At 67.5% G+C, this 12,178-nt stretch carries 8 protein-coding genes and 1 pseudogene; 5 read left to right on the plus strand and 4 right to left on the minus strand.

From position 1 onward, the window contains the following. Together ACI3KS_RS14380 and ACI3KS_RS14385 are read left to right on the plus strand one after the other, a co-directional pair. Positions 1 to 127, plus strand: a pseudogene (locus ACI3KS_RS14380) (IS5/IS1182 family transposase); the annotation flags it as partial. A 118-nt stretch (positions 128 to 245) separates the two neighbouring features. Next, entirely contained in the window at positions 246 to 4,883 is a 4,638-nt protein-coding gene (locus ACI3KS_RS14385) for a SpaA isopeptide-forming pilin-related protein (protein ID WP_404919225.1), read from the plus strand. 93 nt (positions 4,884 to 4,976) lie between these two features. On the opposite strand, the gene ACI3KS_RS14390 is transcribed toward ACI3KS_RS14385, so the two are convergent. Continuing rightward, positions 4,977 to 6,170 carry an MFS transporter gene (locus ACI3KS_RS14390; protein WP_404919226.1) on the minus strand — a complete coding sequence of 398 codons (1,194 nt, stop codon included), beginning with the start codon at positions 6,168 to 6,170 and terminating at the stop codon, positions 4,977 to 4,979. An 87-nt stretch (positions 6,171 to 6,257) separates the two neighbouring features. Here ACI3KS_RS14390 and ACI3KS_RS14395 point away from each other — a divergent pair, with 87 nt between their 5' ends. Then, the gene (locus ACI3KS_RS14395; protein ID WP_404919227.1) at positions 6,258 to 6,707 is read left to right on the plus strand and encodes a winged helix-turn-helix transcriptional regulator; all 450 of its coding nucleotides are present in this window, start codon (positions 6,258 to 6,260) and stop codon (positions 6,705 to 6,707) included. A 111-nt stretch (positions 6,708 to 6,818) separates the two neighbouring features. Here the strand turns inward: ACI3KS_RS14395 and ACI3KS_RS14400 are convergent, their stop codons facing one another. After that, on the minus strand, positions 6,819 to 7,211 hold the full coding sequence (locus ACI3KS_RS14400) for a hypothetical protein (protein ID WP_404919228.1): 393 nt from the start codon (positions 7,209 to 7,211) through the stop codon (positions 6,819 to 6,821). 190 nt (positions 7,212 to 7,401) lie between these two features. Further along, on the minus strand, positions 7,402 to 8,229 hold the full coding sequence (locus ACI3KS_RS14405; protein WP_404919229.1) for a helix-turn-helix transcriptional regulator: 828 nt from the start codon (positions 8,227 to 8,229) through the stop codon (positions 7,402 to 7,404). 76 nt (positions 8,230 to 8,305) lie between these two features. On the opposite strand from ACI3KS_RS14405, the gene ilvD reads away from it, so the two are divergent. Then, complete coding sequence (gene ilvD, locus ACI3KS_RS14410; RefSeq protein ID WP_404919230.1) at positions 8,306 to 10,210, plus strand: dihydroxy-acid dehydratase; 1,905 nt, start codon at positions 8,306 to 8,308, stop codon at positions 10,208 to 10,210. 141 nt (positions 10,211 to 10,351) lie between these two features. Here the strand turns inward: ilvD and ACI3KS_RS14415 are convergent, their stop codons facing one another. Further along, on the minus strand, positions 10,352 to 10,918 hold the full coding sequence (locus ACI3KS_RS14415) for a helix-turn-helix domain-containing protein (RefSeq protein ID WP_404919231.1): 567 nt from the start codon (positions 10,916 to 10,918) through the stop codon (positions 10,352 to 10,354). A gap of 97 nt (positions 10,919 to 11,015) precedes the next feature. On the opposite strand from ACI3KS_RS14415, the gene ACI3KS_RS14420 reads away from it, so the two are divergent. After that, on the plus strand, positions 11,016 to 11,951 hold the full coding sequence (locus ACI3KS_RS14420) for a hypothetical protein (protein WP_404919232.1): 936 nt from the start codon (positions 11,016 to 11,018) through the stop codon (positions 11,949 to 11,951). Positions 11,952 to 12,178 lie beyond the last annotated feature (227 nt).

Genomic DNA, 12,178 nt, shown 5'->3' on the forward strand with positions numbered 1-12,178 from the left:
CTTCTGCCGACTCAAGCAATGGCGAGGCCTGGCAACGCGATACGACAAACTCGCCATCGTCTACCGAGCCGCCGTCGTCCTCAACGCCGTCATCGCCTGGCTACACCATTTAGGAGACACGCCCTAGGTGCGTGACCTGAGTACGGATGACGGGGCATCTGCCGAGTCATCACACCAGGGGGACACTGATGAGAAGCACCGCACGCCGAGGGGCGCATATCCGGACGGCGACTGTCCGGACACGAATGAGTCGCATGTTGAGAGGGGTGCTGGCGCTCCTGCTCGCCGTACCCATGATGATGTTCAGCTCGATGCCGGCCATGGCGGCCGGGGGTTCACTGAACGTCTCCGTCGAGGCTGTGTCGGCCAACGTCGACTCCGGCGAAGGCGCCTCGTTCCGCGTGCAGTGGACGTGTTCCGGGGCCGGATCCTGTGATGGTTCGACCATCAGCGTGCCGGTGCCTGTGGGCGTCGTGCCGGCCGGCAGTCCGTCATCCGCGTTCCCCAGTGGTGTGCCACTGACCATCACTGGTCAGAGCGCCCTGCAGGTCGGCGGCGTCGATGTGCCGGGGGCGGCCGGTGTCACCGGTACCGCGCCGAACCAGACCATGGTCTGGACGTTCCCCGCAGTCGTGCCGACGGGCACCTCGGGCACCGTCTCTTTCACGCTGCTCGCGCCCAACTCCGTCACACCGGACGGAACGACGATCTCACCCGTGGCCACCTACGCCGCGACTGGTGCCACGACCGTGACCGACACCGCGACCGCGACGGTCGATTCCGCAGTCTCGCTGACGACGCGCAAGATGAAGGCAGCGCCGACGTCGGTCCCGTACGTCGATGAGCAGGTCACGTACTCGATCCTGGTGGGCTATGACGAGCAGATGCCGACCAATCAGTCGAGCACATTGTACGCACGGACGATGTTCGATGTCTGTTCGGATCTGGGTACTCAGGCGCTGCAGAACCTGAAAGTCGTCGACACGCTCGAGCCGGGCTCGGTCTTCGTGAGTGCGAATAACGGTGGGGTGTACGACTCCGCGACGCACACGATCACGTGGACCCTCGGTTCGTCCATCAACGACAGCGCACCGTACGCCTGCCGCCCGTACAACGCTGCAAGCATGTGGGTCGGTAGCGCGCTGCAGGCCACCGTCACCTACCCGAGCAGCGAATTCTCCGCCGACACGAGCCCGACCGCCGTCTCGAACAATGTGGTCGCGACAGCGAATCCGTGGGGCCAGGAGACCGTGCTGACCTCCGACGCGACGACTTCACATGCTCTTCGTGAAGGCAGCGCCGGTGCCACCGTCGCGAAGGAACCGGGCTACGACTGGGCCATCGGGAATCCGCTGTATCGAGAAGTGCCCACGGGTGATAATTACGTCTACAGCTTCGTCGCGACGTCGGCGAAGTCTGTCGGGGGCACTTGGAGCCTCACCGACATGATGCCGTGTTCGCTCACTTCTCCTACCGACGTCAACGACACCGACTGCGCGACGCCCACATTCACCGACCTGCAGTTCTCGGCAGACGGCTACATTCCTGCGTTTGCGGTGAACTGGACCACGAACACAGGTACGACGGGCTCGTGCGCGATCGCCGCGGGCACGTCCGTGAGCGACAACACGAAGCGGTTCTGCGACAACACGAACGGTTCCACACCGACGCCGGTCCCGGCAGGGGAGTGGATCACGAAGATCCAGGTCGACGCTCCGATTCCGATCTTCGGTGGGGGACGTCTGTACATCCACGCCCGCCCGGCCGCCGATGTCCAGACCTCCAACGTCGACACGGTCTACACCAACCCGAACCTCGACGTGGAGCGCTCGGATGAGCACCCGTGGTACGTCACGGCGGAGAACTGCCCGGCGGAGAACATCATCCGCTTTTCCGATGGCACCGAGTATCTGCCTGACGCCACTCAGGATCGTACGGACAACGGTGGCATCTGCGGCTATCGCCAGATCATGACGAACCCGTTCCAGCTGCGACCGGTGAAGACCATGTATGACCCTTCCATCCCACCGGCATCCCGCCCGGCCGTACCTGCGGTCCAGACCGGTGACACTCTCACCGTCGATCTCGCGATCGAGCGCGACACCTGGTCGGGTGCGTCGGCGGCGCAGATCGCCGCGTCGACGTTCACACCCACTGTGACCGAGTACCTGGCGAGCAACCTGGCCATGGTGGACGGTTCGCTGGAGATCGTGCCGAGCGCCCCGAGCAGCCAGGCCTTCGTCACGGCGCTGGGTGCACCGCACGTCGAGACCGAGCCGGTGAGCTTCTTCGGCGAGCCGCGCACGAAGGTCACGATCACCTTCCCCGATGCCGAGATCACGTCATCGGCGACCATGAACCGCACGGCGCTCGCGCGGTTCCAGGTGCGGGTGAACCCGGGTGTGCCCGCGGCGACCTACAACAACTCGTACCTGCTGACCGGTGAAGAGGGCGGCGTGGGCGTAGACGACACCTACCTCGTCTGCGCGACCGGAACCATGGTGGATGCGAACCTCAACCTCACCACCGACCGGTCGCTGGCGATCGGATGCCGTGCGGACGCGCGATACACGGTGCTCCCGGTTCCCGGGGTGACCACGAGCAAGTCCGTCGAGGGAACGTACGATGACGCTCCGGTGGAAGCACCCGGCGTCGGCACGACGAACATCGGCGGCGCAGCCGGCTACGACATCCGCGTGCAGAACTCGGGGTCCGTCGACATCCGCGATGTCGTCGCGTACGACCTGCTGCCCCGCATCGGTGACACGCTGGTGCTCCCCGGTGGCGCAGCACGTGAGTCGGAGTTCCCCGTTCGTCTGACCGGACCCGTCGCGGCGCCGACCGGGGCGGCCGTGCAGTACAGCACCAGCACCAACCCGTGCCGCGGCGACCTCGCCGGAGGCGGCGGTGGCGCGGTGAACAGTGCACCTGCGGGCTGTGTCGACGACTGGTCGGCGACGCCGCCCGGCGGTGACTACGCCGCGGTGACGGGACTGCGCATCGACTTCGGTGCCAGGGTGTTCGTCGCCGGTGAGACCGAGGTCGTCTCGGTCGACGTGAGGGCCGACGGGCCGAACGAGACGGCTTCGGCCGCGCTCGACGGCATCGCCTGGAACAACACGGCCGTCTTCGGACGTGAGGCATCCTCGGGCACGGCGATCCTGCCGACCGAGGCGTCGCCCGTCGGGCTGCAGGTGCTTCCTGATGTCGCCTGGGAGAAGATCGACGGCGACTCCGGGCAGGCGCTCGCGGGTTCGGAATGGGAGCTCTCCCCGGTCCTGGCCGACGGAGAGGAGATGCCCGAGGGCTTCCCGCTGGCGGTCACCGACTGTACCGGTGCTCCGTGCACCGGCGTCGACCAGAACGCGACCGTTGGAGAGTTCCTGCTCACGGGTGTGCCGTGGGGTGAGTACGAGCTCACGGAGACGGCCGCACCGGCCGGCTACCTGCTGCTGACCGATCCGATCGCCGTCGACGTGAATGCCGCCGACGTGGATCGCGACACGTTCGTACTCGACCTCGGGGCGATCGAGAACATCCGTCCGGTCGGAGAGTGGACGATGTCGAAGTCCTCTGATCCGGCATCCGGAACGGTCGTGCTTCCCGGCTCCACCATCACCTACACGCTCACGGCGGTGAACGACTCCGAATACCCCGTCGACGACGTGGTCATCACGGACGACCTCAGCGACGTGCTCGACGATGCCTCGTTCGGATCGTTCACGAACGACGACGGCGGTCTCGCAGAGCGCGTCGGCGACATCCTCACCTGGAACGTGGGCACCCTGGCCGAGAACTCGACCAGAGTCGTCACCTACACGGTCACGGTGAACGAGGACGCGCTCGGAGTCACCCTCCGGAACGTGGCCACGGGCGAGGGTGAAACCCCGCCGGAGGAGTGCCAGCCGGAAGAGCCGTGCACCACGGAGCACACGACTCCGGCGGAGTGGTCGATGTCGAAGACCTCTGACCCGGCTTCGGGAACGGTGGTTCTTCCAGGTTCGACGATCACGTACACGCTCACCGCGGTGAACGCGACGGAGGGGGATGTGTCTGACGTGGTGATCACGGATGACCTCTCCGAGGTGCTCGCGCACGCCGACTTCGGCTCGTTCACGAACGACGATGCCGGTCTCGCCGCACTCTCGGGTGAGACCATCACCTGGAACGTGGGCACGCTGGCCGCGAACACGGTACGCACGGTGACCTACACGGTGACCGTGCATGGGGACGCCCTCGGCGTCACCATCCGCAACGCCGCGACGGGCGAGGGAGAGACCCCGCCGACGGACTGCACGCCCGAGGAGCCGTGCGTCACCGAGAACCCGACTCCAGGGGAGTGGACGCTCGCAAAGACGTCCGATCCTGCATCCGGCACTGAGGTCGCCACCGGCTCTACGATCTCGTACACCCTGACGGCGTCGAACGACACCGACTACGCGGTGAACGATGTCGTGGTGTCGGATGACCTGAGCGACGTGCTCGATGACGCCTCGTTCGGGGAGTTCACGAACGACGACGACGGACGTGCGACGCGCTCGGGTGACACGATCACCTGGAACGTGGGCACGATCGCACCGAACAGCTCGGTGTCGGTCACCTACACGGTCGTCGTGGGGAGCGAGGCATTCGATGCCACGATCCGCAACGTCGTCACCGGTTCCGGCGAAGTGCCGCCCACGGACTGCACTGTCGATGACCCCTGCAGCACCGAGCACACGACGCCGCCGGCGCCTGTGGTGCCTCCGGTGACGCCGCCGTCCACCCCGCTGGCGACGACCGGAGGAACGATCCCGCTGATCGCCGTGACGGTCGCACTATCTCTGCTCATCGGCGGTTCGGTGCTGCTGATCGCACGCCGCCGCAAGGCGCAGGTGGGCTGAGCCGCAGCGACGACGAAGTGAAGAAGGCTCCGAGCGTCCGCTCGGAGCCTTCTTCCGTTCCAGGGGCTTCGGCGTCGCCTCTCGCGATCCGGGTCAGTATTCGCGCACCCGGTGTCCGGGCATCGTCGACGCGCGGGGGCCGAAGGGCCGCCGACCGAGGCCCCAGACGAGCAGTCCGCAGAGCGCGAAGACGGCGCCGAGAACAGCGGATGCCGTCCATCCCAGAGCGGAGTACATCGCTGTCGTGGTGGTCGCGCCGAGCCCGGATCCGAGGGAGTAGAAGATCATGTAGCCGGCGATGGTGCTGCTGGTGCGATCCGGGTGGGCGGCGGTGAGCAGGCTCTGATTGCTCACGTGCACGGCCTGCACGGCGAAGTCCAGGACGACGACGCCGATGACCACCCACCAGAGCGACCAGCCGGCCTGACCGAGAGCGAACCACGACACCGCCAGCAGTGCGAGGGCTCCGCCGGTCACGGGCCGCGCCCTTCCGGCATCCGCCCACCTTCCGGCGCGTGCCGCACCGATGGCGCCCGCGAGTCCGGCGATGCCGAAGAGTCCGATCTCCCCCGTGCTGAGGCGCCACGGATCCGCGGCCAGGGGCAAAGCGAGGCCGCTCCAGAGTGCGCCGAACGAGGCGAAGAGAAAGAAGGCGATGAACCCGCGAGAGAGGAACAGCGGCTCGCGCACGAGACCACCGAGTGACCTCCATACGTCGCGGTAACGCGTGCCGACGGCCACGCGATCCGGCGGCAGGCACGTGATCACGACGATGCTCAGCGCGACGAGCAGCAGGACGAGCACGAGATAGACACTCCGCCATCCGTACAGATCGGCGAGGACGCCCGCCGCCACTCTGGCGCCGAGGATGCCGATGATGACCCCCGATGTGACGGATCCGAGAGTGCGACCGCGCTCGTTCGGCGTCGACAGATCGGCGGCGAACGCGACGGCGGACTGCACAGCGACCGCGAACAGGCCCATGGCGGCGAGGCCGATGAGCAGCATCCAGGACGTCGATGAGAATGCGACGACCAGAGTGCTGATCGCCGCGAGGAGCAACTGTGCGGCTATGAGCCTGCGCCTGTCGAGCAGGTCGCCCAGCGGCACGACGACGGCAAGGCCGACCACATATCCGATCTGGCCCGCCGCGACGATCCAGCCGAGATCGGAGTCGGGGATGCCGAGATCACGGCCGATCTGACCGAGCACCGGCTGAGCGACGTAGATCGTCGCGACGGCCACCGTGCAGACGGTCGCCAGGAGCAGTCGTCGGCCGTGTGTCATGGGATCCTCCGGATAATGAGTTGCAAATTGCAACCAAAAGGACCGTACGTCATAATGGTTGCAATCCGCAACTCATGAGGAGGGGATATGGATCTCACGGCAGACGACATCACCTGGACCGATCCCACCTGTCCGGTGGCGCGGATACTCGATCTCGTGGGTGATCGCTGGTCACTGCTGATCGTGAGAGACGCGATGGACGGCGCGCGCTCGTTCACCGACTTCGTGCAGCGCACAGGGGTCGCTCGCAACATCCTCACCGAGCGCCTGCGACGGCTGACGGAACACGGCATCCTCGAGCGAGTTCCGGCGACGACGGGGCGCCGCCAGGTCTACGCGCTCACGGAGGTGGGGCGAGACCTCTTCCCGGTGGTCGTGGCGATGCGGCAATGGGGCGAGAGGCACGCATTCCGCGACGGGGAGCCTCGATCGGTCCTCGTCGACCGGACCGGAGCTTCCGTCGCCACGATCTGGCCGGTCGACTCCCGGGGGGATCGTGTGGACGTCGACTCGACCGAGGTCGTGCATCCCCGCTGAGTCGCGGCCGCAAGAGGTGCGGATCCATCCACAGCTGTGGATCGATTTGTTAACAACTTTGGCGTCCTAGGAAGAACCAGGGCGTCCGGGCGGGATCCTGATTCGAGAGACCTAGAAAGTGATCTCCTCCTGGCCGCAGGTCTTCGTCACGACGTTGAGGGCCCGAAGCCAGGTCTCGTCCTGGGTCTCCGACCACTCGATCTCGGTGCGCAGCATCCCGGTCATGGTCGTGGTCTCCTCGGCGGCGTTCTCCAGCGCCGCCTGCAGACCGGAATCGGTGGCCTTGGCAGCGGCCGCGGTGATCGCTGTGGACAGGTCTTCGGTCACGTCGGCGTAGGCATCGCTCGAGTCACCGGCAGCGGTGGCGGCCGGGATGAAGGCGTCGGTGGCGACCAGGAAGTCGGAGCATCCGGCGAGATCGGAGCCGCTTGATCCACCGCCCGGCGTCGGCAGGCATCCGCTCAGCACAAGGGCCGCACCTGAGGCGATCAGCAGGGTGGACACGACTCGTCTCATACGCATACCTCCAATCTAAGCTCCCGCTCCCGGACGGATGCCGTTTGGTCCTGCGCTTCGGAGGAGATCGGCACTCGGGAGGGGCTCAGGGCGGGTATCTCCCTCTGAAGCGCAGATCCCCTCCGAAGTGCAGGGGCTGAAGTGCGGGCGAGTGCCGAGTGCGGGCGGGCCCCGCGTCTCAGGACCGCCCGAGGAACCTTTGCCTGGTCACGGCATCCGTCGCCGTGTATACGACCAGCTGGATGTCGGTCTGATCCGAGGGACGCATCTGATGGTGCTCGAAGACGAGCCGGCCGAGAGTCGGATGCTGGAACACGCGCTCGCGCGACTCGAAGCCGCGCACGCCATGGCTCTCCCAGCGCTCGCGGAAGTCGGGACTCGACTCCAGGAGCCTGCCCACGAGGTCGCGGTACCGGGGGTCGCCGAGTCGAGGGCCGGCCTCCGCGCGGAACTCGGCGAGGAAGCGGCGGCTCGTGTCGTCCCAGTCGTCGAGCAGCGCGCGCACCGCCGGATCCATGAAGATCAGCCAGAGCAGGTTGCGCTGTTCGGCGATCGCCGTCGCGACGTTCGGGTAGAGCGCCTCGTAGGCACTGTTCCAGCCGGCGATGCCCCAATCGGGTGCGAGCGCATAGGCGGGATGCTCGTCGAGCGCATCGAGGAAGCGCTGCACGTGCGGGGGAGCGGTCTCGACCGCCTCCCCGCCACCCGGGCGGCTCGGGGCGAACCCTGCGAGCGTGAGCACGTAGTCGTGCTCGGTCACGGTGAGATGGAGAGCTGTGGCCACGGCATCCAGCACCTGACGCGACGGGTTGATGTCACGCCCCTGCTCGAGCCACGTGTACCAGGTCACGCTCACGCCGGAGAGGTAGGAGATCTCCTCGCGGCGCAGACCGACCGTGCGGCCGCGCCCCGCGGGAGGGAGCCCGTAGGCCACGCGATCGAGCTGCTCGCGACGGGCCCGCAGGAACGCGCCGAGCTCCTTGCGCTGCTGCTCGTTCGTGGCCACCCCATAAACCTAGTACTCCCACTACTAGTGTCAGCGCCGTCTTCGCATTGCGCGCGCGAACGGGCACAGTGGAACGATGCCTACCCCTCTTCGCTCACGCACGGTCACCCACGGGCGCAATGCCGCCGGAGCCCGCGCCCTCTTCCGCGCCGCCGGCGTCAACGCCGCCGACTTCGGCAAGCCGATGGTCGCCGTCGCGAACAGCTTCACCGAGTTCGTCCCCGGCCACACGCACCTGCAGCCGGTCGGCCGCATCGTCTCCGACGCGATCTCCGCCGCCGGCGGCATCCCTCGCGAGTTCAACACGATTGCGGTCGATGACGGCATCGCCATGGGCCACGGCGGCATGCTCTACTCGCTGCCCTCGCGCGACCTCATCGCCGATTCGGTCGAGTACATGGTCAACGCGCACCAGGCCGATGCTCTCGTCTGCATCTCGAACTGCGACAAGATCACCCCCGGCATGCTCATGGCGGCGCTCCGGCTGAACATCCCCACGGTCTTCGTCTCGGGTGGCCCGATGGAGTCGGGCCGCGCCACGCTCGTCGACGGCACGGTGAAGACGCTCGACCTCGTCGATGCGATCTCCGAGGCGGCGAACGACACCGTGTCGGATGCCGACATCCAGCGCATCGAGGAGAACGCCTGCCCGACCTGCGGCTCGTGCTCCGGCATGTTCACCGCCAACTCGATGAACTGCCTCGTCGAGGCGCTCGGCCTCGCACTCCCGGGCAACGGCTCGGTGCTCGCCACCCACACCGCCCGCCGTGCGCTCTACGAGAAGGCCGGCGAGGTCGCCGTGCAGATCACCAGGCGCTTCTACGACGAGGACGACACCTCGGTGCTGCCGCGCGAGGTCGCCGGTTTCAAGGCGTTCGAGAACGCCATGGCGCTCGACATCGCGATGGGTGGATCGACCAACACGATCCTGCACCTGCTCGCCGCCGCCCACGAGGCCGGCGTCGACTTCGGTCTCGACGAGATCGACGCGATCTCGCGCCGTGTGCCGTGTCTCGCGAAGATCGCCCCGAACCCCGCCTACGGCCGCATGTACTACATGGAGGACGTGCACCGCGCCGGCGGCATCCCGCGCATCCTCGGCGAGTTGCATCGTGCCGGTGCGCTCAACGAGGACGTCACCTCGATCCACTCGCCCTCGCTGACGACGTGGCTGGATGACTGGGACATCCGCGGCGGCAAGGTCTCTCCCGAGGCCGAGGACCTCTGGTACGCGGCCCCCGGTGGGGTGCGCTCTTCCAGCGCGTTCTCGCAGTCCGAGCGCTGGGCCGCGCTCGACACGGATGCCGAGAACGGCTGCATCCGCGATGCGGAGCACGCGTACTCGGTCGACGGCGGGCTCGCGGTGCTCCGCGGCAACATCGCCGTCGACGGCGCCGTCGTGAAGACCGCGGGCGTCGATCCGTCCATCCTCGTGTTCTCGGGACCGGCCGTGGTCTGCGAGTCGCAGGAGGAGGCCGTCGCGAAGATCCTCGGCAAGAAGGTCGTCCCCGGCGACGTCGTGGTGATCCGCTACGAGGGGCCGAAGGGCGGACCGGGCATGCAGGAGATGCTGCACCCGACGTCGTTCCTCAAGGGCCGCGGCCTCGGCAAGGTCTGCGCGCTGATCACCGACGGACGCTTCTCGGGCGGAACCTCGGGCCTGTCGATCGGACACGTCTCGCCCGAGGCGGCGAGCGGTGGCGTGATCGCCTTGGTCGAGGACGGGGACATCATCGACATCGACATCCCCACGCGCGGTCTCAGCCTACGGGTGGACGAGGCCGAGCTCGAGCGCCGTCGCGCGCAGCTCGTCGAGAACGGCGGATTCCGTCCGAAGGACCGTCAGCGCCAGGTCTCGCTGGCTCTGCGCTCGTACGCGACGATGGCGACCTCGGCCGACCGCGGCGCCGTGCGCGACGTCGAGGCCGTGGAGCGCGCGCTGCGCGAGCAGGAGCTGCGCGCGGCATCCGCTCTGGTCTGACTTCTGACCGGCGTCGCCCCGGCGTCGACGCCCCCGCCCGGCTCCGACGCCCCCGTTCGTTCACGTGAATGGGCGGGGGCCTCGGCGATCAGCGGGGGTCCCGACGGGTGGGCACCGCGGTCGCCGGTGCCTCGGCATCCGTCAGGGGATCCTCCGAGTGTCGGATCGAGCTCCGTCCGGTGCGAACAAGTGCAGGATCTCGACGGAGAGCCCGTCGGCCGGGCCGAACCAGTGCGGGATCGCGGCGTCGAACTCGACGCTGTCGCCCGGGTCGATCAGGTGCACCTCACCTCCGACGATCAGGCGCAGGCGTCCGGCGAGCACGTGGATCCACGCCTCACCGGGATGCGTCGCGAGCTGTTCTTCGCGCGGTCCGAGCACGTGCTTGAATGCCTGGACGCGACTCGGATGCCGGCTCAGAGGTACCGCCACACCTCCGGCTACCAGCCGCTGGGGTTCGAGATGCACGCGCGGATCTCCTGTCTCGGGAACAGCGATCAACGAATCGAGGGAGATCTCGAAGGCCCGGGCGAGCGGGATCAGTAGATCCAGTGTCGGCTGGCGATGTCCGGTCTCAAGCCGTGACAGGGTGCTGATCGAGAGTCCGGTCATCCTCGCGATGCCATCGAGCGAGAGTCCACGCGACCGTCGGAGGCGACGCAGGCGTGGCCCGATCGCCTCGAGGAGCTCCGCGGTCTTGGCATCCATTCCGTCAGTTTTGCAGATATCGCAAACCTGCTGGTCCCCTGCTCGAACACGTAGAGACGATGGTCTTCGCCACGGACGGGGCGAGGAGAGGACAATCATGAGGATGCTGCTGCTGGGCGCTCGCGGAGCGGTGGGACGCGTCGTGCGCCGGGATCTCGAGAAGCGAGGACACCTCGTGACGGCCACGAGTCGAAGCGAGACGGAGGATGTGCAGGTCGATCTCGGCGGTGATCTGAGTGCCCTCGCCGGCCTCGCTGGCGGATTCGACGCCGTGATCAACGCCTCGGGAATCGAGCGCGCCGACGTGGCTGTCGCAGTGGGGGAGACTCCCTTCATCGAGATCTCCGCCACGGGGGCGTACCTCGAAGCGCTGCGCCTGACTGCATCCGGTGGCGTCCTGCTCGGCGCGGGTCTCGCACCGGGCCTGAGCACGGTCCTCGCATCGTCGGTCGCGAACGGTGTAGACGATGTCGATGTGTTGATCATGCTCGGCAGCGGTGAACGGCACGGCCCGGCCGCCGTGGCGTGGACCGCAGGACTCGTCGGGACCGACCTGTACCGGCCAGCTGAGGGCGGTTCTGTTCGCAACCTCCGGGAGAGCCTGCGCGCCCCGGGTCCGAATGGGCGGGTGCGCCGATACCTGCGCGCGGACTTCCCTGATCATGTGCTGCTGAACGCGCCCGTGCGCTCGTACCTCGCTCTGGGCTCATCGCCGATGACCGCGGCGCTGGATCTGGTCGGACGGATGCCGGCGCTGCGCGGGCTGCTGACGTCCGCACCGCACTTCGGGTCGGACGCCTGGCACGTCGTCGCCCGCAACCGGCGGACGGAGGAGCGGCGGGAGGTGTCGGGGCAGGGGCAATCGGAGGCGACGGGTCGGCTCACCGCTCTGGCCACCGAGCGTCTGGTGGAGTCCGGAACGACGGATGCAGTCACCATGGCCGACCTCATCACGCCGGAGGAGTGCACGGCGGTGCTTCGCCCTGTGTCCGGTCTCTCGGTCACCCCGGCGTCAGACCCACCCGGTCTCTGAGCGCCCTTCGTCTCGTCGCTGGCGCTCCTCGCTCAGGAACCGCGAAGCGGGAGCATCCGTGCGGAATGTCGGGTGAGAAGGCGGGATGTCGGCTCAGAACGCGCTTTCTCACCCGACACTCGTGATCTCACCCGACAAAGCGCACGACGGATGCTCGACGCACAGCGTGAACGCGGATGCTCGACGCACAGCACTCGGTTCTCGAAAACCGTGCATCGGCGCCACGA

Source organism: Microbacterium sp. ZW T5_45, from assembly GCF_044987415.1.
Classification (GTDB): domain Bacteria; phylum Actinomycetota; class Actinomycetes; order Actinomycetales; family Microbacteriaceae; genus Microbacterium.